This window comes from Ruegeria sp. BG8 (assembly GCF_056538325.1).
Genome location: NZ_JBQFSZ010000002.1, coordinates 239,490 through 265,657, shown reverse-complemented (window position 1 = coordinate 265,657; position 26,168 = coordinate 239,490). Strand labels below are relative to the sequence as shown.

Here is a 26,168-nt window from a genome sequence, read left to right as displayed (position 1 = left end):
AACGATGCGTTAACCATACTTACTTCGTTTCCAAAAACAACAGTGACGACGAGGTTGACCGGGTTTCAGTTTACCAGTTGCTCAGCATGCTGAGGGCGTTTTGCCAATACTTGCTTTGTTTGCAGGCCTGGAACGCGTTTTCCATCAAAACGTAGGATTCCGGTTTGTGCGTGGCCAGTCCCACCACTTTGGGCAGCGGCGGGTTAATCCGCACAAGCCGGTCCTTCAGAACAAGGCGTGCCATCCAGTGCTGATTTTCGGCAGATGTTGTCAAAAGCAGTTCAATCAGCGCCCCTTTATGCGCGCCCGAGGTGATGCCGAACCATTTCAACAGGCCCCAATCGTCAGGATTGCGAACCATCTGCTCTGAGATATCGGTTGGTTGTTGTCCGGTGCCGATCGACAAGGCGTCAATATCTGCCAAACCTTGCGCGTGGCCGGTTGCGATGGCTACATTTATCCCGTTCATGACCGGGTTGTTGGCAAAGGTGCCGCCGTCGGCAAAATAGCCGTAATCCTTGCCGCCCGCCTTGATCAGATGGGGTGGGAAATAAGAAGGTGCGGCCGAGCTGGCCAGCGCAACGTCGAGCAAATGCACCGCGCTCATATCCAGCCACGAGTCTTGCGTGAGGTTCTGGTTGGTAATCGTAAAGGGCGACCAGCCAATTTTGTCGCTGCGGTGCAGGCAGGCCGTGTTCACGGCCAGTACCAGATCGGGATCCAGCGAACCGACTGTACGGTCAGAGACCAAAGAATGCCCGATGTCCTCAAGCCCGGTCGCGACGTATTGCGAGGCAAGGATGCCGGGGCCACCACCCAGTTTGAACCGCCGCAATAGGTCATCCAAAGCCTTGTCCAAAAGGGTGCGTTCATTTTCGCGGAATATGGTCGCGGCGTCGTCGCGATAGTGCTTTGCAAGCTGAGCGATCAAACCGCCCATATCCTTGCCCTGGGTGCGACCGTCCGCCAAAGCGACGGCAATCAGCCCGCCGGTAGACGTGCCCGCGAACCCGTCTGCCATATCCAGAAAGCCGGTTTCTTGGTGCAGGCCCTCAAGGATCAGGCAAGTCAGGTATCCCCTGATCCCGCCGCCGTCGCAGGAAACCAATTTAAACGTCACGTGCCTGGCCTCATCTTCTGCCCTGCGCTTTTCGTGCGCGGGTATTCTTTTTCGGGCCCATCATGGAAAATTCAGTCTGAAGCGCAAGACCCCAATCTGGGCAACATAGCCGCCCCAAACGTTCAGGCCGATGTTTGACCGGCGCGAAGATGGTGGCTGAATATGACCTGACCGGATTGCACGTCCGTACGAAAATCGGCAGAGCGTCCTGACAACGAGTGATAGAACTGCCGCAAACCCGGTTCGACATTCGCCGACAGCGTCGCGCAACGCAGGCACATCTGCTCGATGCTCTGGTGCGATTGTCTGTTGCGGATGGCGTCAATCAGGTCTGAATGCGCGGTTGCGAGCTTTCGAAAACCAGGGCTTTCCAACACAGACTTGTCACCCACCAGAACGTAAACAGCCTCTAGGTCTGATTTCCCTTTGAGGTCGACAAACCCGGCCTCCAACATTGCAAGGTCTCGGCGGGCCGCCCGGTAGACAGAGTTCGAGACAACGATGTCATAGTCAACGTGGCGACAGCTTTGTTCGATACGGGCCGCGATATTCACAACATCGCCGATTACGGTGTAGTTGAATCGGCTTCGTGACCCGATATTGCCGACGCAGGCCTGACCCGTTGCACAGCCCGTCGCCAATGCAATCGGTGGCCGGTTCCGCATAACGGGTGATGCATTGAACGCAACCAGAGCCTTGCGCATCAGCAACGCGGCATGGGCGGCCCGGCAGGGGTGGTCCTCGACCGGCAATGGCGCGTTCCAGAATGCCATGACAGCATCACCGATGAATTTGTCGATCGTACCGCGTTCATGAAGAATCTGATCGCCGACTTGCGAAAACAATTCGTTCAGCAGCGCTACAAGATCAGTCGCAGAGACGGTTTCTGACAGGGGGGTAAAGCCACGGATGTCGGAAAACATGACGGTGATTTCCTGGGTTTCGCCACCCAGTTGCAACTGGTGACCCGAGAGTTCCATTTCGTCCAGAATCTCGGGGGCGACATAGTGCGAAAAGACCTTGCGGATTTCACGCTTTTCCCGCTCGGTCGATACAAACAGGTATCCTGCCAACAACCCGAAATTTGCCATTCCACCGACCAAAGGAAAGGTCACATCGAAAAGCGTTAGCTGGTTTTGAAAAGCAAGCCAACTGGTGCCCAAAACGACCCCAGCCGCAAGCCCGCCCGCAACGAAGGACACAACTGCGCCAAAGCTGGACATTACGGCGATTACGATGAGCCCAAGCAGCACAAAGGACAGCAATTCAAGTGCCGCTGTCACATCTGAACGGTTCAGCATTTCGCCCGTCAGAATTTGCTCTAGCAACTGGGCATGAATTGATACGCCTGGAACGGACTCGCCCAACGGCGTTTGGTGCATGTCAAACAGTCCGGCCGCCGATGTCCCCACCAGAATGATCCGGCCTTCGATTTCGGCGCGCAAAGCCGGATCGTTCGGATTTTGCATGATCTCATTCGCCGACAGATACAGGTCGGGTCGGTCGCGTCTGTACCTGACCCAGACCTCTCCGTTTTCGGTGGTTGGCAAGCGAAACTCACCAAGTTCGACCGCAAGCATGATCCCCGCCTCATCCGGGGACCCTTCGGCCAGAACAAAGGGCGCGTCGATCGCGACCCTTAGTGCTTCAATCCCAAGGCTAGGGATTGGACCGCTAGGTCCACCCCACAGGACAGGCACGCGCCTGACAACTCCGGTCCCGCCAAGGGGCGACACATTTACACCGCCAATACCGGCGGCGCTTCGATCCAATGGTGGGGCGATAGGTGTCCAATACGGGACCCGTACCAGCCCTGCGGTTGGCTGTTCACCGATTTCAATGATGCCCGCTTTGGGGGTAACGTCGGACCCTTCCTGAGATATCCGCGCAGCGGTTCCCATAACAACCGGCCAATTCGCAACCTCCAAACCGAAAAGGACATCATAGTCTATGTGATGGGCTTGGCGTTTGACCGTCAGAACCTCGGAAAGAGTAGGATCATTCAGCAACCGAGTTGGCGAATACCTGTCGGGTTCGACGAACAGCATATCAAACGCGATTGCTGCTGCGCCATATTCGCCAAGGTTCTGAACCATCTGCGCCAGCAGCGTCCGGGGCCACGGCCACTGCCCCCAGTTTGCCAATGTCCGCTCGTCAATATCCAGAACGCGGATGGGCAGGTCAGGGACGTATTCCCGAGGAGATATCCGTTGCAGAAGATCGAAATAGATTAACCGCGTCTGCCTTACAGGATAAGGATCCAGAACCCTGATCAGGCACCCAAGCAGGATCAGGGCAAGGCCGACCAGCCGGAAGCCCCGCCGACGCCCTGTTTTTTCTCTGGGTCTTCTGGTCACTCCGGCCTCCGTATGCAGCAATCTGTTTCTAGCTGCGGATGGCTTGCATGCGCCTGACGCGACTTACTTTGCCTTCTTGCCCGGTCACTCGACTGAGTTACCCGCTCAGGTTTTACCTTTTCTTCCTTTTCCCTGTCCCTTTCCTTTGCCATGCCCCGGCCCCTTGCCTTTTCCGGGGTTGTTTACACCTCCGGATTTTCCGGAGACCCCGGCTGGGTTTGAACCATCTTGCTGACCCGAACGGCTCGACCTTGTCGGTGGCTCGGACGAAGGTGGCTCAGACGAAGGTGGCTCTGGTGAAGGTGGTTCAGCAGACGGCGGGTCCGGGCGCGGTGGGTCTGGCGTCGGCGGTTCTGGCGGGGCCTGCTCCTGCAGTGCCGCTTGTCGGAAACCGGGTCGTGGAGGTGGGTCAGAGTTCACAGATGGGATTGGTGCGGCCTCACCCGCGCATCCTCCGATGTCTACCTGAAGCGGGCTGAGCAAGTCCTGCTGTGACTGAATGAAAGGAAACCCCGATTGCAGCGCCAGATCGTATTGAACCTGATCTATAGGGCGACCGACGCTGCCGCGCTCGGACGTCGCATACAGGCTGCATACGCGCCCCGCCGATCGACAGGCACCGCTTTGTCCGCACATGCGAACGGATCCTTCCAGAACCAACATTGCGCTTTGCGCATCGGAAACGACCCACATGTCAAACGTTGTCCCGCGCACGGCCATGGTGGCAGTGGGTGTTTTGATCGAATAGGCACGCTTTTTGCTTTTGCCCGAGATAAAACGAAAGCTACCGCCAAGGGCCTGAACGGCAAATGACTTTGCCTTTTGGTTGCCGCGTAGCATGGTGACATCCAACACCATGCTGGCGTTCGGACCAATCGCAATTTTGGTTTCGTCGCTAAAGATAAGCTGAACCAGACCGCTACCGTTCGTCGAGATCGCGTCGCCCGACGCGACCTCCATCCCGGTCTTCAACGGTTGCGACTTTCCTGCGCGCGTGATCTGCGCGCCTTGCTTTACGCCGACAACTTTTCCGATGTTGGCCAGAGCCTGCACAGGCGCAAGCAGCAAACACAACAAAACAAGTAACACTTTTAACCAGGCCAACCGTCTATTCCCCCAAATAGATTATGTTGCAGGCGAAACGCCTACTGCCCGGTTTTGACCTCTATGAATTTAATCTTTTTGTTTTCTTAAAATATGTCTGAACAAATATGCCTTATAATACGCATGTTTGGCAAGTTTTATGGCGTATTTAGTGAAACAACTCGTGCCGAGCAAACCGCCAACGTAGCCCCTGCGCGTTTTTGAGGCGCGTATCGTGGGTTTCGTGGTCTCGTTCCCGGCCAAACTTGTCTCGGTAGGCAGAAAAATTGCGAGGCTCTGGAAAATCGTCTTGTAACTGGTCAACAGGCGAGGATATACCGGCCAGCGGAGACGTGGCCGAGTGGTCGAAGGCGCTCCCCTGCTAAGGGAGTAGGCGGGAAACCGTCTCGAGGGTTCGAATCCCTTCGTCTCCGCCACCTAAGCCAACTCTAGTAATAGTACGGGCTGGCTGGCTTTTGCCTTGTTCGTCCTCGGCTTTTTTGCATCTGTTCTTGGGGTTTGGCGGCTAAAGGCTGTCTGGAAAGCTGCGGCAACGGGGCGTTATCGCGCGGGTTTTTTGTAGACTGAATTGATGATTACCCGGCACTCAAGACCACCCAATGTTTTTGACCGGTCCAACTCAAGCTTGGCACCATAGGCATTCAGGAGGTCGACCGCGATCGCAAGCCCCAGACCCGTACCGGCCACCGAGGTATCGAGGCGACCGCCGGATCTCAGCGCTTCTCGGCGATCATCCTCCGGGATGCCTGGACCATCATCTTCGATGTGAATTTCTATGCGACCTGGCTTGGCAAAGGCGGAAACGCGAACGGTATTGCGGCACCACTTGACCGCGTTGTCCATAAGGTTTCCCAAGACCTCTTCGATGTCCTGCGGGTCCATTCGAACCCAAAGGTCCTTTTGGCGCGTGACTTCAAATACCTTGTCGTCCCTAGCTGCCATCCTTGAAAACAAGCGCGAAAGCCGATCGACCGAGTTCGACAGGTCGGCGCGCGAATGAGAAAGCTCGGCAGTATTCATAGCGCGCATTCTGGCCAGTGATCTGCTCAGTTGCGCGTCGATCCTCCCCAAAGCTTCTTGGGCTGTTTCAATCTGGGTGCCTTGCTCGGACAGGTTGCTCAGCTCGTTTCGCAAAATGGCCGTCGGTGTTTTCAGGGCGTGCGCCAAATCCGCCGTTTGCCGTCGAGATCCAGACACGATATCGCGGTTGCGCTTTGAGAGCTGGTTCAAGTCGTCGACCAGCGGCGATACTTCTTCCGGGTAGTCATCCGGTTTCAGACCTTCATCTGTGTCCCAGCGATGAGCGACATCCGTTCGCAGTTTCTGAAGGGGGCCAAGAATCGCAGACATAAGAAACAACGATCCGGCGACCCCGATCAGCCCGACCAGTGTGAAGACGGGAAAAAGACTGCGTTGCGCGGCACGGCGTTCACCGATCAGCTCATCCCGGCTTTCGGCGACGCTGACCCCCCAAACCGTTCCGTCTTCGTAAGAGATTTCCTGATAAATGCTGCGCAGTTCCTCACCTTCCGGCCCTTCGGTATTCCATAGGACGGGTGCGGTTGGGGTGGATTGCGGCTCTGCAATGGTTTCGTCAAACAGAGAGGCGGATGTAAAAACATCACCCGCCTGGCTTGTGACTTGCCAATATCGCCCGGAATAAGGAGTGCTATAGGCCGGGTCGAACATCAGATCACCCAGGGCCCCGGGGTTCTCCGTTGTTACACTCAGACCAACGACAAGCTGTGTATGCCGGTCCCGCAGTGCTGCGTCAAACTGATCTGAAACCCTAGAGTTGATATAGGAAAGAACGGCCAGCGTTCCGACGGTGACGGATATGGCGCCTGATGCCATGCCACCCAACAAGGCGCGTTGACGCAATGAAAGCATCAGGTCCCATCAATCATGTAGCCGCGTCCGCGTACTGTCTTTATAAGTTCAGGCCCCAGCTTTTTTCTCAGACGCGTTATAAACACCGCGATGGTATTTGAATCCCGATCCCCATCATATTCATAGATATGCTCAGAGAGTTCGGTTCTTGAGATCAACCGACCCCTGTTATGCGCAAGGTAGGTCAGAACGGCGATTTCCTGTGCCGTCAGATCAATCGGTATACCCTTTGCTGTGACCCGACCGTTCTTTGTGTCCAGCGACACATCACCCATCTCGATCATCGGGTTTAGTTGTCCGCTTTGCCGCCTCAAGATCGCGCGGACCCGTGCGGCAAGTTCCGGCATGTGGAAGGGTTTTGTCATATAGTCGTCGGCACCCGCATCAAGGCCGTCGACGCGTTCGCTCCAGCCGTCGCGAGCGGTCAGGATCAAAACGGGGGTTTTTACACCAGCCGATCGCCACTCTCGTAGAACGGAAATTCCATCGCGCTCAGGCAGGCCCACATCCAGAACGATGACGTCGTAGGGTTCGGTTGACCCCAGATGGAGGGCTTCAAGACCATTATGGGCGACATCCACAACGCGCCCTTCGGCATTCAGAAGCTTTTTGATTTGCGCACAGAGGTGCGGTTCATCTTCTGCCAGTAATACTCTCATATGCGAAAACTACCGTGCCTCGGTCAATTGTTCATTCTTTATCTTCTACCGCCGCCGTTGCCATTGCCGCCGCTGTTGCCGCCACCGCCGCTGTTGCCGCCACCGCCTTTATTGCCGCCGCCGTTGCCGCCACCATTACCGCCGCCGTTGCCGCCACCATTACCGCCGCCGTTGCCGCCACCATTACCGCCGCCGTTGCCGCCACCATTGCCGCCGCCGTTGCCACCACCATTACCGCCAGCGTTGCCACCACCATTACCGCCAGCGTTGACGTTACCGTTGTTCCCGGAGTTACCGCTATTGGCTTTGTTGCCAGCTTGGCTGCGTGTATTCGCGGTTCTGGTCGCGCTTGCTTGGGCGGCCTCTTTTATTTGTCGCCCCAGGCTCGATCGATTGGAAACGACCACGCCGGTTTTGGCATCGACGATGACACTTACGATCTTGCCATCCGGTTTTTTAACCAGAATCCGATAATAGACACCGTCGGATTGATAGGCTCGTGCGTCGACCGGTGTCCCGCCAAAGACTTTTTCGACCCCTCGGATCACTTTCTTTAGCCGAATTGCCCCGCCGGACTTGGTCGCCTGACGCAACTCTGACTGCTTTAATTCGCGCACGGCAGCGTTCCCTTCACTCGTCACGAGAAGGGCCACACAAACTGTCGTGGCAAAAAGCTTTATCATCACTGTCACTGTCTTGGCGTACATCACACTAAAGATTAATTAATTCTATGTGAACTAGTGATGAACAAACAGTTTTTCGTGTGTTCAGCGAGCATCAGTTCTTATGGGAGGGCAGGTGATTCCTTTCCGAGCTTTTCCGCCCGGAGTTGTGATTGCCAGGATCTGACCCAAGAGGATGAAATGAAAACCAAGGTAACCAGTCTGTTGAAAGCTTCTGCAGTTGCAGTGGCTCTGGTTGGCTCCGCTGCGGTTGTTGCGACTATGGCAATGCCCGATGCAGCGTTTGCGAAACCAGGTAACGGAAATGGTGGGGGCAAAGGTAACGGCGGCGGTAACGCCGGAGGAAATGGCGGCGATAAGGGTAACGCCGGCAACAGTGGTGGAAAAAGTAAAGGTTCCGGTTTTAGTGCTGGAAAAGGTAAAGGTATCGGTTTTGGCGCTTCCAAAAATGAAGGCGCGAAAATCGGCGGACTCAACCGTGGCGGTAGCAAATCGAAAAAAGGCAAAGGCTTTTCTCTGAAAGGTTTGCTGGGCATCGACAAGAGCGGTGGAACGAAATCGAAAGCCGGTCAGAAAAAGACTGGCGGAGCGCAAAAGGCGTTCGCGTCGACTGATGTAGAAACTTCGGTTCGACCAAAAGTACGCGCCAAAGGAAACAAAGCTGCGGCGCTTTTGGGTGCACATCCTTCTGAGCTAGGTGCGCTCAACGCGGCGAATGCAAGCGAAACAGCGTTGCTGAATGCATCGCCCAATTCGCGGGTTGGTCGGATTGCGATCTATCGTGATACGGTACTGGCCGGGCAGCAGCTTGAGGAAGATCTTGCAATCGCTGAAGGTATCTTGGCTGGCTTGGATGAGCCAGAGCGTACCGTCAGTGAGATAGATCCGGAACTGGAAGCCGCGCTGACTCAAGTTCAGGAAGATCAACAGGTTCTGGATGATCTGAACCAGGATTTGGAAGACGTAGGCGGCACCGACCCAGATATCGAAAACGCGATCGAACAAGCTGAGGCTGATTTGCAAGCGTCGAAAGATGCAGCGGATGCTTTGTCGGATGAACGTCAAGACGCGCTCGATTTTGAACAAGCCGTGAACGATGTCGAAACGCTGAACGAAGCTATCGAAGAGCAACCCGAACTTGAACGGGCTGCACTGGAAGACGCTGCAAACAAACCTGTAAACGACGAAGTGGAGGCAGCCGTAAAAGCCCTGCTGGGTTTGGAATAGTCAACGCCAACTCATTGCCCTGACACCCACGGAGGCAAGGGGGGCCGGGCCAGCCATTTTCATCCACCTACACAAACATTGGCTGGCCCGGTTACTTAAAATACTAGGTGTAAATTGAAGCACCGCAAACAGAACACGCGCACCTTGTACTCACTCTAAGCGCGAACGAAAGCCCGCTCTTATTTTGAGCGGGCTTTTTCTGTGCAATGGGTCTGAACCAGTTATTGCTCGCCTAATCTGACTGCACGGTTGGCCGGTTTTTCTTTTGGTCACTTGGTTGAGTTTGATGAAGAAGATTTCAAGACGTTTCCGGTTATGGGTAAAGCGTTCGAAACGAGTTTTCGATTCGTCCGCTTTGGTGTGTCATCGGTCGGTCGGGAAGCGGTCGAGACTGACTTGCGACCAACGCTCTTAGATTAAAATGACAACTAGCCCCCGGGGTTTCCCTTATGTATCTGAAGCCTCCGCTTCCAGACCCGGGATAAGCCAGCTGCGCTTAAGCCGAATTATGGCCGAACACATTGAAAATACATTGGTTAATTTTCGCTTTGGTTGTCCCCAATGCGTGGACAATCACTTGATTATAGCCGCGAATCGAAGGTTACTTTGTTTGTAACAAACAGACCTTAATGGTTCCCGATTCTGATCTATTGCCTGACTGGCTAAATGCCGGTGAAACAGCGATTTCGGGCATTTTTGACAACGTTCTTAGGTTCAAAAGCCCACTATCGCTCTAATCGACAAAGGATACGCAAAAATAAAAACATCAAACAATTGCGTGTTCATATTCAGTTAAAATAACATTCATTTACTGTAATCTAAACTCCCGATTTATGGCCAATTAGAAACAATTTCTTCTGAGATAAAGGCAAATAATTATTGCCGTATTGGAGATTCAAATGCCTAAGTTCTGGCCCAATGGACGACCCAAGCGCAGTCTGAATTGGAAGCAATCGAAGCCAAAAGAAACCTTCGCCTCCGATGAAGATGGTGCTCTTACAATTTTCGTCGTTTTCGTATTTTTGGTTTTGTTGGCAGCGACTGGTATCGCTGTTGACGTAGCGAACTACGAACGAGACCGTGTTAAACTGCAGTGGGTTCTGGATAATGCCGTACTGGCGGCTACAAATCTGGATCAGGAACTGCCCCCAGCCGATGTTGTGAACGCGCATCTGGCAGCTAATGGTTTGTCTGAATACGAAAATTCTGTGGCAGTCCAAGAGGCAATCCGGGAGCGCACGGTCAGTGCAAGTATTAGCACTGATTTTAACACGAATTTCATGCGCTTGAGCGGGGTCAAAACCTTGTCTCTCGACGTTAACTCAGCTGCGAATGAGGCGGAACCATGTACTGAGATTTCCATGGTGTTGGACATCTCGGGGAGTATGGGAGACAACGCGCGCCTGACGCTAATGCAGACTGCTGCCAAAGAGTTTGTGACGAAAACCCTGGAGCATAACGACGACCCTGACAACGCATGCGCGACCTCGGTCAGCATTATCCCGTTTGCGGGTCAAACCAACCCAGGTTCGGTCATGTTCGAATATCTGGGCGGCGAGCGGTTTGGCACGACCACCGACGAGGATTACTTCCCGGAATGGCAACAGGATATCTCGAACGTCGTGTTCTGGTTCGATACAGACGGCAATGCCGACCCCGATTTTTCCGTCAAGATCGACAGTTTCCCGGACAACGAAACCGATCTGTTCAACAAGGATGACGTCGACACCTACTACCACTATGTGCGCGACTTTATCATCGACAACTCGTCCCAGCTGCCTGAAAGCGCCGAATTGGTTGGAGCTTCGATCAAAGGAGGACGGCAGAAGACGACGTATTTCAGCATTGACAGGACATCGACGGAATATGATGAGGCTGATGGCCCGACCAAATTCAATAACGTGGACATCGAACTGCAGTATTCTGATTTCCACAATTACGTGGGCAACATTCCGAACAATACTTCGTCTTGCCTTGAGATGACGTATTCGGATTTCCTGGACACAAGCCTACCTTCAGGCTCGATCGAACAGACGCCCTATTTCGTGAACTGGGAATATGATGCGACCACCCAGAACTGGGGCTGGTGTCCGGAAGACGAAATGAGCATCCAATACGCTCAGGGCGATGAAGCTGAACTGCATACCTTCATCGACGGTCTGCGCCTGTTCGACGGCACCGGCACCAACTATAGCATGAAATACGCGCTGGCCCTGCTGGACCCGTCAAGCCAGGATGCGTTTGCCTATCTCAGCCAAGCCGGGGAAGTACCTGCCGAGTTCGCAAACCGCCCGCTGAGCTGGGAACACGAAAACAGCTCGAAGATCATTGTCATCATGACCGATGGACAGACCAGCCCGCAGGTGCGCCCCACCGACGAGATGGAAGAGGAAAACGGCCTGACGGAGCTGGTGGCTCGCCCCAGCGAAGACACGACCATTACCTCGTCGCAGCTGACCAACCTGCAACTGTTCAACCAGCAGTGTGAATTGGCCAAGGCAAAAGGCGCGGTCGTCTACACCGTCGCGTTCGAAACCACGGACGAGGCTGCTTCCGAGATCAGAACCTGCGCATCTTCGTGGTCACACTACTACGAAGTGACTGGCGAAGAGATCATCGACTCGTTCGTGTCGATTGCAGGCTCGATCCAGAAGCTGCGTTTGATCAAGTAAACAGGTCCAATACAGGCTTAAGAACCAAAGGGGCGCGGTTTACTGCGCCCCTTTTGCATTGGTCTGGGTGTTTCAGTTAGATGCAGAGCCCGATTGGTGCCGGCGCATCATTATCGCTGACTCGCCAATACGCGGCCAGTCGTTGTCCCCAGAGGTTAGTTGAACTGGGTCACTGCGTTGCCGCTTTTTCGATAAGCCGTGCAAGAGGTCGGATCTGCGCCGCAATCTGTTGGCGCAAAGTCTCAAGGGTCATGCTGTCCTGTTTTACAAAATCGACGAACATTTGGTTCAGGCAGTTGAAGATCATCCGGCCCAGATCACTGGCAACAAGATCGGTTCTGATTTGTCCCCTGTGCTGCAGGACAGTGATCAGATCCGTGACCTGTGCGGCCAGCCGTTCATCCTGTTCTGCGTATTTCCGACCGCTTGGCGTGTTTGGATCTTCGATGGAATGCGCCATCGCCGTACGCCACATTTCCTTGGAAAGATACTCGAGCGAGTGATCATAATACTCATAGATCAATGCAAGAATGGCCTCGTCCAGCCGACCCGGGGGATCGGCCAGAATGCGCTCGCCTGCGGCGATGACCTCTTCGACCTCCATTGCGACGGTCGCGATCAGAATGTCCCCTTTGGTCTGGTAGTAATTGTACACCGTCCCGACAGAGACCTCGGCCGTTTCGGCAAGGTCCTCGATTCGCACCGAGCGATAGCCCTGCGACCGGAATTTGGCAGATGCTGCCTCGAGGATTCTGCGTTCTCGTGCTGCTTTTTGCCTCTCTCTTAATCCTGCCATGGGCTCATCCGTGTGAAATGTAAATTTAGAGTTGACTATAAAGATGAGGGTGTTCAAGTTTTTTCTTGCAGACCCACTCAAAAAACGGGCGACCCGAAATCAACAGGAGATGAAGCAAATGCGAACCAGATGGAAAATCCTTGGTGTGTCGGCACTGGCCCTGACCGCGGGCAACGCCTGGGCCGAAGGTGAATTGAATGCGTTGGTGTGGTGTGACCACACGGACCCCGAACTGATTGCGCCGTTCGAAGAAAAACATGGCGTAAAGGTCAATCTGCGCGAATACGAAGGAACAGGGGCCGCGTTGGCCTTGCTGGAACAGTCCCGCCCGGGGGATTGGGACGTTCTTGTTGTGGACGGGATCGACGTGTTTCGAGCGGTAGAGGCCGGTGTATTGGCCCCGTTGCCTGATGGCGCGGTGTCGACAGCCGATTACTTCCCCGAAGTGGTCATGGCCGAAAACAACACAATTGATGGCGTGACATACGCCGTGACTGAAAAGTTTGGCTATAACACGATCTCGTACAACTCGGCCAAGGTTGATCCTGCGGATATGGAGGCGTTGTCCAGCGTCTGGTCCGAGAAATACGACGGTAGAATCTCAATCTATGACTACTACTTGCCGGTCATGGGGCTTGCTGCGATCGCAGAAGGGATCGCCACGGATGCGATTGGTGCGGGCGATCTGGCAAAGATCGGTGATGTCTTGTCCACGATGCGTGGGCGGGCAGCTTCGGTTGCGGGCGTTGTCGCCGCGCAAACAGCACTGGCCACAGGCGAGGTCGATATCGTTGTGGGTGGTGGCGAGTGGCTGACGGCCGTCTTGGCCTCGGAACAACCCGAGCTGACATGGACCATTCCCAAGGAAGGTGCGGTGCGCTGGGCGCAGTCAATCGGCGTGGTCGAAGGTGCGCAAAACCCTGACATGGCGGTTGAGTTCATCAAATACATCACCAGTCCGGAAGGTCAGGCCCGTCTGGCAACGTCATCTTGTTTCTGGGGGATGCCCGCCAACGCCAAGGCTGGTGACGTTCTGACGGATGAGCAAAAGTCCATACTGCGTTGGGATCAGCAGCCGGATTATCTGGCGTTGACGCAGCTTTATCCGGCACCTGATGCGGATTTGGACATCGAGATGCAGGACCTCTGGCTCGAGACTCTGCAGCAGTGATGCAAAAGGACCAGTTGCGGGGCTGGGGCTTTGTGACCCCGGCCCTTCTTTGGACTGTCGTATTCTTTGTCGTCCCTTTCGTTGTGATGGGGGCGATGAGTTTTGCGTCACTCGAAGGGCGCAAGCTGGTCTGGGATTTGTCACTGGCGAATTACGCGGAATTGTTTGAGAAAGCGTACCTGTCGCGCGCGATTGTGGTGTCGTTGGAGATCACGCTGACGGTCACGGTTGTTTCGGTTCTGCTGGCCTATCCACTTGCTTGGATACTCGCCTTCAAAGTGCCCCCGCGCTGGCAACGCCTTGCGTTGTTGCTGGCGATTTTACCGTTCTGGACGTCCTACGTTGTGCGCTCTTACGCTTGGCTTTTGGTTCTGGCACGCGAGGGTGTTGTGAACGAAGCGCTGATGGGGCTGGGGCTGATTGGCGAGCCGATTACACTGGCCAACACGCGCTTTGCTACGGTGACCGGTTTTGTCCATTTCTTTGTCATGCTGTTGACGCTGACCATCTATGCAAACCTGATCCAGCTATCGCCGAATTACCGCCGGGCTGCCATGGATCTGGGCGCGAATGCCTTTCAAACCTTTCGGCATGTCATCCTGCCACTGACGCTGCCCGGTATCGTGACAGGGGCCTTTCTGACGTTTGTCTTATGCATAGGGGATTACGTGACCCCCCAGATTTTGGGCGGGAACACCGAGCTTACTGTGCCGCAGGTCATCATGGTGCAGCTTGGCCGCCGAGCCGATTTCCCGCTGGCCTCGGCACTGGCCATCGTATTGATGAGCATCGTTGCATTGGCATATCTGGCTTCTGCGCGCTGGCTGAGGATTGACCGGTTATGATGCGCGCGCTGCCCTGGATCTACCTCGTTGTTGCGTTTGTCTTCATTTACCTGCCGGTGGGTGTTCTGGTGCTGTTTTCGCTGCAGGACGGAACCTTGCCGGTGCCGCCATTCAATGGCCCATCGCTGCGCTGGTACCAGACCATTTTGGGTGATTCCGATCTGATGGGCGCGTTGCGCAATTCATTGGTCGTGGCGTTTGGCGCATCTGCTGTTGCTGTAACGCTTGGGTTTCTCGCCGCTTATGGGTTGGCGCGCCATGTCCTGCCGGGTTCGGCCCTGATCCGAGGGTTGCTGATCACACCATTGACCGTCAGTTACCTGATCGTCGGGCTGGGACTGTTGATCGTACTGACACGGACTGGCATGGGTGTATCCCTGTGGACCGCGGCAATCGGGCATGTGGTGATCAATCTGCCACTGGCCTTTGCGATCATATATGCCTCGATGGGGGCGCAGCAGCAGAACGCTGAACGGGCCGCGCGCGATCTGGGTGCATCAGAACCCAAGGTAATCCTGCTTGTCACTGTGCCGATGCTGTTGCCGTCCATTGCGGCGGCGTACTTTCTGTCTGTCACGCTCAGCTGGGATGAGTTCATCATCGCCTTTCTCCTGACGCGCTTTGATGTGACCTTACCGGTTGAGATCTGGTCTTTGCTGCGGTCGGGGTTATCCCCGCAGTTGAACGCGATCGGTAGTTTTGTCTTTGTCATCTCGGTCGCAGTTGTGCTGCTGTTGGAATTCACGATCTTTCGGAAGGGCCGCTCATGACTGCGTCCGTAACCTTTTCCGGCCTCAACCACTGGTTCGGTCAGTTTCAGGCCCTGCGCGATATAGACTTGCAAATCGAAGCGGGCGAATACGTGACCCTGTTGGGGCCGTCAGGTTGTGGCAAGACCACCTTGTTATCCATCTTGGGCGGCTTTCTGGAACCAACCGAGGGGCAGGTTCTGATCGGCGGCAAGGACATGACCCATGTTGCACCGGTGAAACGGCCCACCACTACCGTGTTTCAGGATTACGCTTTGTTTCCGCATATGTCTTTGCGCGACAACGTGGGCTTTGGCTTGCGGATGTCCGGTGTGAACCGCAAAGACCGCAACATCCGCGCCGACGAAATGCTGGATCTGGTCGGGCTGAAACAGGATGCCGCAAAACGGCCACACGCATTGTCTGGTGGCCAACGCCAGCGGGTCGCGCTGGCGCGCGCCTTGGCGGTCAATCCGGATGTGCTGTTGCTGGACGAACCCCTTGGGGCGCTTGACCTCAAACTGCGCCGTTCAATGCAGGATGAGTTGAAGGGTATCCAAAAACAAATCGGCACCACATTCGTACATGTCACACATGATCAGGAAGAAGCCATGGCCATCGCGGACCGGATCGTGGTGATGAGCAAAGGCCGGATCGAAGATCACGGTACGCCGGATCGTGTCTACCGCCACCCGGCAACTTTGTTCACCGCAGATTTCATGGGCGAAAACAACCACATCCCCGGCAAGCAAACCGGGGCAGGGGTTGAGACTGCCTTTGGTCTTTTGCCCTCTGCCTCAGATATTCCGCAGGGCGCTGCAGCGATTTGTTTGCGGCCCGAGGATATCCGCCCGGACGATCAGGGCGCGGTTCAACTGGGCGGTGCCAGCCTGACATCCGTGGCGTTTTTCGGAACCTATTGCCGGGCGCATTTGTCGCCGGAACGCGCGCCCGACCTGACCCTGACTGCCTATTTGGCACCGGACAGGGCGTGGTCTTCGGGGGACGTGATACAGCTGTCAGCTGACGGCGACAGTTTTCGTGTTTTTTCAGGAAAGGCATGACTGATGGAGCGTGCAAGACCGCAGGATTGGTATCGCACCACCCGTAAAGGCGATGATGTGACCTTGATTGATGAGCCATTCATCACGCCGTTCTACCGCTGCAATATGTGGCATGTTCGGGGGCGTGATCGGGATATGCTGATCGACAGCGGAATGGGTGTTGTGTCGCTGCGCGAATGGGTTCCCTTGGTAACAGAACGGGCACTGACAGCGGTCGCGAGTCACACGCATTTCGACCATATCGGCTGCCATCATGAGTTCGAAGATCGTGCCGTACACTGGGCCGAGGCGGACATTCTGGCGACACCTTCCAGGGCTGCAACACTGGCGGACCCGTATGTCACGGACGAGATTTTTGACCGCCTTCCACCGTTGCCGTACCGTTCAGACAGCTACTCGGTCAAAGGGGCGCGGGCGACGCGTCTGCTGGACGATGGGGATGTGGTCGATCTGGGGGATCGCCACTTTGAGGTCATCCACACTCCGGGTCATTCGCCCGGCGGTATCGCCTTGTGGGAAGCCGCGACGAGCACGTTGTTTTCAGGTGATATCGTCTATGACGGAGAGCTTATCGAAGACACCTACCATAGCGATGCGGCCGATTATTATCGATCTATGGTTCGCCTGTATGGTCTGCCTGTGCGCGTTGTGCATGGCGGCCATTTCCCCAGCTATGATGGTGAACGTCACCGCGCGATTATCCGCGCTTGGCTTGATCAGAAGGAATCCGCCTGACCTGCAGCGAGGCTTCGGTTTCGGACCCAATCCAGAACCGACTTTGCGGTGTCTGCCCACTGCGTGTCGAACTGAATGTAATGGCAGGCCCCTTCAACCGCGATAAAGTCAGCCGTTTTGTAACGCTCTGACATAGAGCGCGCGGTACTGGTCGCGACAGCTTTGTCCTGGGTTCCCGACACGAACAACAGCGGGCACGTTATGGTTTCAGGGTCAATCAACGTCGTCTGATGTATGTCGTACATCCAGAACACAAACTCGAACAACACGCGCCCGGATTCCGTGCCCAATCGCTCGTGAATTTCGTGCTGCAAGGCGGGCGGCAGCGTGTTCAGCCCGTAGGTTGCCAAAAGGTCAAAGTCCTGACCCAAAGCCTCTTCCCAGAATGCCCCGGCTGAAATGAAAAGCTGACCCAGTTCCCGCTCACCGTCTGTTGTCGGCAAGACGCCGTTAACGATGCTGCTGTTCAGCATGACGGCGGCTCGGATCAATCCTTGGGATGCCAAGAGCTGTGCGACCACGCCTCCCAAAGAATGCCCCACGACGATAGGGGGTTCTCCGATTTCAGTGATCTTGTTCCGTGCATCTTCCACATAGTCGGCAATGCTGAGCCCAACCAGTTTGGCGTCGCGTTCTGGTCCGGGGGGTAGGTCGTGATGGCGATAGGTCAGGCTGTGGCAGGCGTAGCCTTCGGCTTCAAAGACCAATCGGACATTGTCCATTGTCCAAGCGGCGGCGTTTGTACCTGTCAGCAAAAGGACAGGCGGTCGTGAGGGGTCTGCCATGCGATATTGTTCCTTCCCAGGAACAGCAAACCGCGTTTGTGAACCACGCGCAATAGCTCTTAGCCAGTGGCGGCAAATTCGCGTATCACCTGGCCCGCGTTTTGGTCCGTGCGCTGTCCATTTTGCATTGCCAGTTTCCCGTTCACCAGCACATGTGCGATGCCCGACGCATATCTACGGGGGTTTTGTGCTGTCGCGTTGCTGGCGATATTCACCCGGTCAAACACGCAGATATCCGCCCTTTGACCTGCGGCCAGACGCCCGCGGTTTTGCAATCCAAGACGATCTGCCGGGATCGAGGTCAGCTTGGCGATACCCTGTTCCAGCGTCAGCGTGCCACGATCCCGCACATAGTACTGCAGGAAACGCGCCGCCCAGCCATAGCCCGAAAGCGAGCCGATATGATCCTTAAGAATGCCCTCGTTGGCGATGGCCACGGTGTCCGAGATCACCGCGCATTCCGGTTGATCCAGGCACAGTTCCACATCCGAGTTGCGGAAGGATTTGGAGGACCACATGCAGGCCATCAGGTTCTCACCTTCCTCCAGCAGGATATCCAGCACCGCATCATAGGGGTGGCAGTTGCGCATCCGCCCGATCTCGGCAAAGTCGGCGCCAACGATGTCTTTGTTGACGGTGGCGTTCAACAGGATGATGTCCGACCATTTCTCGGCCTTGACGATCAGCCACATGGGCTGTGGGTTGGCTTTGATCTTTTCGCGGCTTTCAGGATCGGCCAGCCGTTTCAGCACATCATCGACTGACCCCGCCTGCGCCCATTTTGGCAGGATCGCCGCCATCAGCGTGTGGTTCCAGTCATGCGGGATCACGTCAAAGGCGATGTCCACATCGTGACGGCGGGCCAAGTCGATCATCTCCAGCGTATGATCCATCGCATAGTCCGGCGCGCCGAATTTGGGCTGTATATGGCTGATCTGCAGCTTTGCGCCGGATTGCCGTGCGGTGGCGATGGCCTCAGCAAAGCCCAGATCATAATGCGTATCCCGGTTGCGCACATGAGTGGCGTAGAGGCGTTTGTATTTGGCCGCGACCTCGCACATCGGCACCAGATGTTCGGGCGCGGCGAGGCTGCCGGGGAAATATTCCAGACCCGAGGAGAACCCGCCTGCGCCTTCGTCCATGCATTGATCGACCAGACGGGCCATTTCGGCAACCTCTTCGGCCTCGCCGGGGTGCAGTTGATCGCCCAGAACCGCGCGATGCACGGTGCCGTGGCCGACAAAGGCCATGACGTTCACGCCGAGTTCGGTGCGATCCAGCACATCCAAATAGTCGCCGAAACCCAGCCATGTGTCATGCCTGGCCTGATCGGTGTACCACGGCGCGACGCGGCTGATGTCACCGGGCGTGTTGACCGGCGCGCAGCTTATGCCGCATTGGCCGATGACCTCGGTCGTGACGCCCTGATGCACCTGACTTTCGGCGCGCCCATCCGCGATCAGGGTGAAATCGGAATGGGTGTGCATGTCGATGAAGCCCGGCGCGACCACCAGACCTGAGACGTCGATCTCTTGCGCAGCCTTGCGCGCCGGTAGTTCTCCGGCAGGAGTCACCGCGCTGATCGTTTCGCCTGTGATCGCCACGTCGCCGACAAAGCCGTCCTGTCCCGTGCCATTAACAATGGTGCCGCCTTTCAGAACAAGATCGAACATGGGGGCCTCCTATTTCGCTTCTCCGTACAGCCAGTCGGGCAGGAAGGTGGTGAGGTCGGGGAAGAATATCAGGATCACCATGCCGATGATATAGGCGAGGATGAAGGGCAGGACACCGACGGATATGCGTTCGATGGATATCCCGGATATCCGCGCCGCAACCGTCAGGTTCGCGCCCAAAGGCGGCGTCAGGAACCCGATCTCGCAGGTGATGACGGTGAAGATGCCGAACATCACCGGATCAACACCCAGAGAGCTGACCAGCGGCAGGAACACGGCGGTGAACAGGACGATCTGGGCCAGCGACTCCATGAAGGTGCCGATGAAGATGTAGAATACGCCGATCAGCAGCAGCACGAGGAACTTGTTCTCGGTGATCGAGGTGATGCCGTCCTGCACCGCCGTGGGCACGTCATAGAACGCAGTCAGTTGCCCGAAGGCCAGCGTGGGCGTCAGCAGGATCAGGATGCCGGTCAGCAGCGATGTAAAGCGCAGCGCCTCAATCAGCTTTTTGATCGTCAGTTCGCGGTAGATGAAGAAGCCCACGAACAGCGAATAGAACACGGCCACGCCTGCCGCCTCGGTCGGGGTGAAGGCCCCGCCATAGATGCCGCCAAGGATCAGAACCGGCGCGCCGATGGACCATTTGCCGTCCCACGCCGCGCGCAGGAAAGGACCCCATGAGAACCGCTCACCGTCGCCTCCATACCCTCGCCGACGGGCGACGATGTAAGTGGTGATCATAAGCAGAATCGTGACCATCAGCCCGGGGATCAGCCCAGCCAGAAACAGGCGCGGGATCGAGGTTTCCGAGACCAGCCCGTAGATAATCAGCAGGTTCGAAGGCGGGATCAGGCTACCCAATGCACCGGCGCTGGCGGTGATGGCGGCGGCAAAGGGCACGTCATAGCCTTCACGTTTCATGGCAGGCACGGTTACAGATCCGATCGCCGCCGTGGTGGCAGGGCCCGAACCCGAAAGCGCGGCAAACAACATGCAGGCAAAGACCGTCACCAACCCCATTGACCCGCGATAGGCCCCAACAAGGTTGGTCGCGATTGAGATCATGCGGGTGGCCATGCCGCCCACTTCCATCAACCGTCCAGCCAGCACAAACAGCGGAATGGTCAGCAGGGGAAAGGGCGTCAGGCTGCCATAGCCAGTCTGCGCCATCAGCGTATAGGGGATGTCGATCAGATACAGCGCCAGCGCCGTGGTCAGACCGACCGACACAAACAGAGGCACGCCAATGACGGTCAGCACCACAAAGGCGATGGCCAGAACCATCAGAGCACTCATATCTGATGCTCCTGGTCCTTGGTGGTCGCTTCCCACTCCTCGGCCAACATACCCGGCAGGCCGTTTCGCCCGTCCCGCCACCAGTTGACATAGGTTTGTGCCAGACGGATCAGCATCAGCGCGTAGCCGATCACCAGAATGGTTTGCGGGTAGAACTGGTTGATGCCAAGGCTGGGGCTGGTTTCGGGAAAGCGCCAGAAGACCGCGAGATAATCCCAACTGATCCGCAGCATGAAGAGGCAGAAGAAAGCCCAGAAGATGTCGGCGATGAAAATGACGATCTTGCCGAAGCCGGTGGGTAGCGCTTGCACCGCGACCATGATGCGGATGTGGAACCGCTCGCGTACACAAAGTGATGCACCCATATAAACCGCCCAGACCATGCACATGGCTGCGGTTTCTTCGGTCCAGTGCAAGGCGACCTGAAACACATAGCGCGCCACCACTTGCGCAAAGACCGCTACGGCAATCACCGCCAGACAGGTGCAGCAGATCAGTTCCTCGAAATGCCGTTCGAGCCACTTGAGTGCAGCCATTTTGTCCCTCGTCCGCTTACCGGGCCGAAAAAGGGCGCCTTGTGGCGCCCGGTTTGTTTATTGGGCGGCCGCCTGAATGGCGTTCACCAAGGCGATGAAATCATCACCGCGTTTTTCCGCGAACTCCTGCTGCACGCCCTGAGCAGCGGCAATAAAGTCGGTGCGGTCCGGATCGGTACGCGCCATACCACCTTCTTCGACTAGCCATGCACGAACCTCTTCGGTCTCACTCGCGACCTGCGCTGCGAACTCGGCCCCAGCCTCTTCGGCGGCGGCAAGGATTTGGGCGCGCTGCTCATCGTTCAACTTCTTCATGAAGTTGTCCGACGCGAACAGAGGTGCGAAGGCCACAAAGTGTTCGAGGATGACCAGATGCGGCTCGAACTCAAAGAACTTCATGTCGCGAATGAAGGATGTGCCGTTGTCGCCACCATCCACGGTACCGGTTTGCAGCGCGGTGGGGGTCTCTGACCACGCAAGCGGCACTGGGTTTGCGCCAAAGGCTTCGAACGTGGCGATCATCACCTCGTTCTTAGGCACGCGGATTTTCAGCCCTTCCATATCCGCCATGGTGTTCACCGGGCGCACCGAGTTGTAGAAATCGCGATAAAGCGCCGGGCCAAAAGCCAACAGGTGTACACTGGTATCGGCCTGCAGCTGATCTTTCATCTGCTGACCCACATCGCCATTCAGCACCCGGTCCAGATGTTCGGCGTTCTGGAAGATGTAGGGCAGAACCGTCACATCCATCAGCGGCCAATGGGGCGAGACATTGTTGGCCGTGATAAAGAACCCATCAACCGTACCCAACTGCATGGCTTTGAAAGCCTCATCCTCGCTGGAAATCTGGTTGCAGCAGCGCAGCTTGACCTCGATCGCGCCGTCCGAGTGCTCGGCCACTTTTTCCTGAAAAATCTTACCAAAACGACCGTAGAGAGACTCTTCGGGTGCGCCAAAGCCGACATTCATCGTGATGTCAGCTGCCAGAGCGGATGTGGCAGAGAGTGCGAATGCCAGTACCGGCATCGTCACCGTTTTCAAATTCATCAATTTCATGAAGTCCTCCTGGTTGGTCGCGTTCTGTTATGTGGTTTTTGTCTTTCGCCCCGGTTTTGTACCGTCTCTTTCAAGGGTTAAGTCGTTCCAACGATACTCCGCAAACTTGGGCAGGCAGTCTTTGAGAAAGCTACCCAATCCCAATAAATGCAGAAAACAATTGTTTTGGCGGGGTATTCATACATTTTTTGACGCTTTTAGCGGTGGTCGGACGCCGGGGTCGACAGCAGGTGGTCAAATCCCCCCTGATCGGCGATTTCGCGGCACGTCTCCAGAACGGTGCGCACCAAAGCAGATCGTTTGCCAGCGCCAGTATAGGCGACACCGTAGTGGGGGGCGTCCTGGTTGCCTGAAATCGGCCGGGCGACATATCCGTTTTGGCCTTTTCGGTCCAACGGCCCGCAGATGTTCAGGATGGCATATCCCAGATCAGCCCCGACCATGCCGCGCAATACCGAAGAGCTTTTGGTGGTATGCGCGACCTTTGTCCGAAGGCCTTCGGCTGTGAACAGGGCTTCGAAGTAATCCGGGGCTCCGGGCAAATCGAGAAGGATCATCGGCAGGTCAGCCAGATCCGACAACGCAACCTTTGGTTTTTTCGCAAGCGGAGAAACATCAGGTATCAACGCGATTGGTGCCGCTTTGAACATTGGCAGAAACGGTTGCGCCTTGGGTGCTGCGCGACGGTAGGTCAAAGCAAGATCAACAACACCGCCATTGAGCAGTTCAGCGATGCTCAGCATGTCGCCTTCCTTTATTTCGACCCTGATCTGAGGAAAGTCCTGCGAGATACGCTTTAGGATTGGCGGCAGAACATACGGCGCAGTCGGAGCATAGCATCCCAACCGCAAAGTTCCTGCCGGATCACCGGTGAGTGTCAGCAGGTCGGATTCGAATATTCGGGCCTGTTCCAGAAACTCTCGAATGCGCGCGCCGATTTCGATCCCTTTGTCCGTTGCGATTATGCCCTTGGCGGGCATGCGCCGCAAAAGCTCGGCTTGTGTGGTGCTTTCGATCATGTCGATGGCCGCGGTGATCGAGGATTGAGAGATGTTCATTTCAACCGACGCCCGGGCAATTGATCCGGTTCGTAATGCGGCGTCGAAATATTGCAGTTGCTTAAGGGTGAAACGCACGGAACATCCCATATTTTTTGTGTGATACTCCGATACTAATTCCATTTTTCCAAACGACAAAGCTTGGATAGCTGTTTGGAAACGGTAGTAGGACGGGCATGGGTAAAACGCTTTTATTTCACGCTAAATCGGTGCTGACGATGGATCGTAACATCCCCCGGGCGACCCATGTGGCGGTACGGGATGGGCGGATTCTGGCTGTCGGCGGTCCGGATTGTGCCAGCGCGTGGGGCGGAGCAGATCAGCACATCGACCTGTCCGACTGCGTCCTGATGCCGGGTTTTGTCGAAGGCCACGCCCATATGATGGCGGGCGCCATGTGGGATTACGTCTATTGCGGGTATCACGACCGGCTAGACCCGCAAGGCCGGCTGCACAAAGGCATGACCGAGATCAACCATGTCATTCAGCGGTTGAAAGAGAACGAAGCCGATCTGGCACCCGGACAACCACTTGTGGGATGGGGTTTTGACCCGATATTCCTGACGAGCGAACGTCTTAGCCGACGCCATCTGGATCAGGTCAGTTCCGAACGGCCAATCGCTATCCTGTTCTCAAATTTCCATCTGCTGTGCGCCAATAGCGCGGCACTGGACCTTGTCGGGTATGATCAGTCCACCAATGTTGAGGGTGTGATCAAAGGCGAAGACGGTCTGCCCACGGGTGAGTTGCAGGAAATGGCGGCGATGTTCCCGATCATGCGTCGAACGGGGATTGATTTTCGCGCGCTCACACAAACCGATGCTGCCCTGACATCCTACGGAGAGGTCTGCAAACGTGCGGGCGTGACAACGGTGACGGACCTATTCGCCACGCTGACGGATGAAGATATCGGTCGGCTGGCGACTGCGACGGCGCGGGTTGATTTTCCTGTGCGATTGGTCCCTGCGCTGGGCGCCATGGGTGCGCCCCCGCACGAGATCGCGGCAAGTGCCTTGAAAATGCGTGCGGCATCTACCGACAAGCTGCGGTTGGGGGCCGTCAAGCTTATGACCGATGGATCAATTCAGGGCTGGACAGCGCGCGTCCGCGCGCCGGGCTATGTTGGGGGTCAGCCTAACGGGTTATGGAACACGCCACCGGAACAGATTTTTCAACTCTGCAATGCAATGCAGGAACATGGCGTTCAGATGCATATCCACGTCAACGGGGATGAAGCGGCCGAAGTCTCGCTGAATGCGCTAGAAGATGCTGCGCGCAGTCACCCTTGGCCGGGCGCGCGACATGTTTTGCAGCATTGCCAGATGATGGATTCCGCTTTGTTTCGACGCGCTGCCGAATTGGGCGTCGCGTGTAACATCTTTGCCAATCACATCTGGTATTTCGGCGATCAGCATGCCGCGCTGACAATCGGGCCCGAAAGGGCCAACGCAATGGACGCGGTGCGCGACAGTCTGGATGCCGGGGTGGTCACAGCGATCCATTCCGACGCGCCTGTCACGCCGATGGGCCCGCTATTCACGGCATGGTGCGCCGTTAACCGCCAAACGATGAGCGGTCAAACACTCGGACCGCGGCAATGCATTACAGTGCAAGAAGCACTTTCAGCAATCACGCTGGGGGCGGCGCAGACTTTGAAAATGGACGCAGAAGTCGGGTCGATTCAGGTTGGAAAACGTGCGGATTTTGCCTTGCTTGGCGCGGATCCTCTGACTGTATCAGCGACCGAGTTAAAGGATGTCCCGGTTTTGGGCACCGTGCTTGGGGGCGAGGTCCACCGCCTATGACCCAACTGCCCCTGACGGTGATCGGAGGTTACCTTGGCGCGGGAAAAACAACGCTGATCAACCATGTTCTGGCAGCGGATCACGGCCTACGCATATTGGTTTTGGTCAACGACTTTGGCGCGATCAACATTGATGCAAGCCTGCTGATTTCATCTGACGAAGATACGATCGAGCTGGCAAATGGATGTGTCTGCTGCACAATGGGTGCGGACTTATTCCTTGCGGTGGGCGACGTTCTGGACCGTACTCCACGACCCGATCACCTGATCATTGAGGCAAGTGGTATCGCAGACCCTGCCCGTATCGCCAACGTCGCCAGAGCCGAGCCTGATCTGCGCTATGCTGGTATCGTCACTGTCGTGGATGAGACACAGTTCGAAAAGTTGAACGCGGACCCGATGATTGCACCGCAGATACACGGCCAGATCACATGCGCCGACATTCTGGCGCTCAGCAAATCGGATGGTGCTGACGGAATTGGCGAGATCTTATCTGCGATAAATCCAAATGCCCCACAGATCCGGGCAGAGGCGTTTGACATAACATCGGTTCTGTTAACCGCAATGGAGCCCGGAGAGGTGGGCGAGGAGTTGCATCCCGCTTACACGAAATGGTCCTTTACCGGTCGACAATCCTTTGACCGGCGCCAGTTGGTTGCCGCTTTGGCAGAAAGGCCTGAACATTTGTACAGGATAAAAGGGCAGATACGCGGCACCTCCGGCAAAGGGTATCTGGTGCAGGTTGCGGGCAATTCGGTAGGAATCGAGGAAATCCCGCAGCCCGACCAAGGGCAACTTGTTGGTATCGGGTTGGCTTCCCGTCTTTCTGCCACTGACTGCGAGGCTTGGTGGTCGGAATATTGCACGACTTGCGGTTAGGCGCAT

General features: G+C 56.1%; 22 protein-coding genes and 1 tRNA gene. 10 read left to right on the top strand and 13 right to left on the bottom strand.

Annotated elements, in window-relative coordinates:
* Window positions 1-70 precede the first annotated feature (70 nt).
* The 3 genes from ACR0DG_RS06555 to ACR0DG_RS06545 all read right to left on the bottom strand — a co-directional run bounded on the left by ACR0DG_RS06555 (window position 71) and on the right by ACR0DG_RS06545 (window position 4,545).
* Window positions 71-1,120: a patatin-like phospholipase family protein gene (locus ACR0DG_RS06555; protein WP_480695502.1), complete on the bottom strand. Its 1,050-nt coding sequence runs from the start codon at window positions 1,118-1,120 to the stop codon at window positions 71-73.
* Between the two features lie 122 nt (window positions 1,121-1,242).
* Window positions 1,243-3,477: a CHASE2 domain-containing protein gene (locus ACR0DG_RS06550; RefSeq protein WP_480695500.1), complete on the bottom strand. Its 2,235-nt coding sequence runs from the start codon at window positions 3,475-3,477 to the stop codon at window positions 1,243-1,245.
* A 105-nt stretch (window positions 3,478-3,582) separates the two neighbouring features.
* Entirely contained in the window at window positions 3,583-4,545 is a 963-nt protein-coding gene (locus ACR0DG_RS06545) for a FecR family protein (RefSeq protein WP_480707081.1), read from the bottom strand.
* 362 nt (window positions 4,546-4,907) lie between these two features.
* Here ACR0DG_RS06545 and ACR0DG_RS06540 point away from each other — a divergent pair.
* A tRNA-Ser gene (locus ACR0DG_RS06540) sits at window positions 4,908-4,997 on the top strand.
* Between the two features lie 124 nt (window positions 4,998-5,121).
* Here the strand turns inward: ACR0DG_RS06540 and ACR0DG_RS06535 are convergent.
* From ACR0DG_RS06535 to ACR0DG_RS06525, 3 genes are read right to left on the bottom strand one after another with little or no spacing between them, the layout of a single operon-like run.
* Window positions 5,122-6,471, bottom strand: a complete 1,350-nt coding sequence (locus ACR0DG_RS06535) for a sensor histidine kinase (RefSeq protein WP_480695496.1) — start codon at window positions 6,469-6,471, stop codon at window positions 5,122-5,124.
* Window positions 6,471-7,130, bottom strand: coding sequence for a response regulator transcription factor (locus tag ACR0DG_RS06530; RefSeq protein ID WP_480695494.1), 660 nt, complete (start codon window positions 7,128-7,130; stop codon window positions 6,471-6,473). The genes ACR0DG_RS06535 and ACR0DG_RS06530 overlap by 1 nt, the downstream gene beginning before the upstream one ends.
* A 38-nt stretch (window positions 7,131-7,168) precedes the next feature.
* Window positions 7,169-7,747: a PepSY domain-containing protein gene (locus tag ACR0DG_RS06525; protein ID WP_480695492.1), complete on the bottom strand. Its 579-nt coding sequence runs from the start codon at window positions 7,745-7,747 to the stop codon at window positions 7,169-7,171.
* Window positions 7,748-7,993: 246 nt separating this feature from the next.
* Here ACR0DG_RS06525 and ACR0DG_RS06520 point away from each other — a divergent pair, with 246 nt between their 5' ends.
* Window positions 7,994-9,040 (top strand): hypothetical protein, encoded by a 1,047-nt coding sequence (locus ACR0DG_RS06520; RefSeq protein WP_480695490.1) that lies wholly within the window; start codon window positions 7,994-7,996, stop codon window positions 9,038-9,040.
* Between the two features lie 899 nt (window positions 9,041-9,939).
* Window positions 9,940-11,712, top strand: coding sequence for a pilus assembly protein TadG-related protein (locus ACR0DG_RS06515; protein WP_480695488.1), 1,773 nt, complete (start codon window positions 9,940-9,942; stop codon window positions 11,710-11,712).
* Between the two features lie 169 nt (window positions 11,713-11,881).
* Here ACR0DG_RS06515 and ACR0DG_RS06510 read toward each other — a convergent pair whose 3' ends face one another.
* Window positions 11,882-12,508 (bottom strand): TetR/AcrR family transcriptional regulator, encoded by a 627-nt coding sequence (locus ACR0DG_RS06510; protein WP_480695486.1) that lies wholly within the window; start codon window positions 12,506-12,508, stop codon window positions 11,882-11,884.
* A 118-nt stretch (window positions 12,509-12,626) separates the two neighbouring features.
* Between ACR0DG_RS06510 and ACR0DG_RS06505 the strand changes: the two genes are divergently transcribed.
* The 5 genes from ACR0DG_RS06505 to ACR0DG_RS06485 are packed head-to-tail and all read left to right on the top strand — an operon-like array spanning window position 12,627 to window position 17,072.
* Window positions 12,627-13,679, top strand: a complete 1,053-nt coding sequence (locus ACR0DG_RS06505) for an extracellular solute-binding protein (protein ID WP_480695485.1) — start codon at window positions 12,627-12,629, stop codon at window positions 13,677-13,679.
* A complete protein-coding gene (locus tag ACR0DG_RS06500; protein ID WP_480695483.1) occupies window positions 13,679-14,524 on the top strand; it encodes an ABC transporter permease in 846 nt (281 codons plus the stop codon). The genes ACR0DG_RS06505 and ACR0DG_RS06500 overlap by 1 nt, the downstream gene beginning before the upstream one ends.
* On the top strand, window positions 14,521-15,294 hold the full coding sequence (locus tag ACR0DG_RS06495) for an ABC transporter permease (protein WP_480695481.1): 774 nt from the start codon (window positions 14,521-14,523) through the stop codon (window positions 15,292-15,294). Before ACR0DG_RS06500 ends, ACR0DG_RS06495 begins: the two co-directional genes overlap by 4 nt.
* On the top strand, window positions 15,291-16,337 hold the full coding sequence (locus ACR0DG_RS06490; RefSeq protein WP_480695479.1) for an ABC transporter ATP-binding protein: 1,047 nt from the start codon (window positions 15,291-15,293) through the stop codon (window positions 16,335-16,337). Before ACR0DG_RS06495 ends, ACR0DG_RS06490 begins: the two co-directional genes overlap by 4 nt.
* 3 nt (window positions 16,338-16,340) lie before the next feature.
* Window positions 16,341-17,072, top strand: a complete 732-nt coding sequence (locus tag ACR0DG_RS06485) for an MBL fold metallo-hydrolase (protein ID WP_480695477.1) — start codon at window positions 16,341-16,343, stop codon at window positions 17,070-17,072.
* On the opposite strand, the gene ACR0DG_RS06480 is transcribed toward ACR0DG_RS06485, so the two are convergent.
* The 6 genes from ACR0DG_RS06480 to ACR0DG_RS06455 all read right to left on the bottom strand — a co-directional run bounded on the left by ACR0DG_RS06480 (window position 17,054) and on the right by ACR0DG_RS06455 (window position 23,557).
* The gene (locus tag ACR0DG_RS06480) at window positions 17,054-17,857 is read right to left on the bottom strand and encodes an alpha/beta hydrolase (RefSeq protein ID WP_480695475.1); all 804 of its coding nucleotides are present in this window, start codon (window positions 17,855-17,857) and stop codon (window positions 17,054-17,056) included. The two genes, ACR0DG_RS06485 and ACR0DG_RS06480, sit on opposite strands and share 19 nt — an antisense overlap.
* 59 nt (window positions 17,858-17,916) lie before the next feature.
* Entirely contained in the window at window positions 17,917-19,530 is a 1,614-nt protein-coding gene (locus ACR0DG_RS06475; RefSeq protein WP_480695473.1) for an N-acyl-D-amino-acid deacylase family protein, read from the bottom strand.
* Between the two features lie 9 nt (window positions 19,531-19,539).
* Window positions 19,540-20,829, bottom strand: a complete 1,290-nt coding sequence (locus ACR0DG_RS06470; RefSeq protein WP_480695471.1) for a TRAP transporter large permease — start codon at window positions 20,827-20,829, stop codon at window positions 19,540-19,542.
* Window positions 20,826-21,365, bottom strand: a complete 540-nt coding sequence (locus tag ACR0DG_RS06465; RefSeq protein WP_480518710.1) for a TRAP transporter small permease — start codon at window positions 21,363-21,365, stop codon at window positions 20,826-20,828. The genes ACR0DG_RS06470 and ACR0DG_RS06465 overlap by 4 nt, the downstream gene beginning before the upstream one ends.
* Before the next feature lie 57 nt (window positions 21,366-21,422).
* Complete coding sequence (locus tag ACR0DG_RS06460; RefSeq protein WP_480695469.1) at window positions 21,423-22,421, bottom strand: TRAP transporter substrate-binding protein; 999 nt, start codon at window positions 22,419-22,421, stop codon at window positions 21,423-21,425.
* 197 nt (window positions 22,422-22,618) lie between these two features.
* The gene (locus ACR0DG_RS06455) at window positions 22,619-23,557 is read right to left on the bottom strand and encodes a LysR substrate-binding domain-containing protein (RefSeq protein ID WP_480695467.1); all 939 of its coding nucleotides are present in this window, start codon (window positions 23,555-23,557) and stop codon (window positions 22,619-22,621) included.
* 98 nt (window positions 23,558-23,655) lie between these two features.
* Between ACR0DG_RS06455 and ACR0DG_RS06450 the strand changes: the two genes are divergently transcribed.
* Together ACR0DG_RS06450 and ACR0DG_RS06445 are read left to right on the top strand one after the other, a co-directional pair.
* On the top strand, window positions 23,656-25,284 hold the full coding sequence (locus ACR0DG_RS06450) for an amidohydrolase (protein ID WP_480707079.1): 1,629 nt from the start codon (window positions 23,656-23,658) through the stop codon (window positions 25,282-25,284).
* Window positions 25,281-26,162 (top strand): CobW family GTP-binding protein, encoded by an 882-nt coding sequence (locus ACR0DG_RS06445; RefSeq protein WP_480695463.1) that lies wholly within the window; start codon window positions 25,281-25,283, stop codon window positions 26,160-26,162. The genes ACR0DG_RS06450 and ACR0DG_RS06445 overlap by 4 nt, the downstream gene beginning before the upstream one ends.
* The last annotated feature ends 6 nt before the right edge of the window (window positions 26,163-26,168 follow it).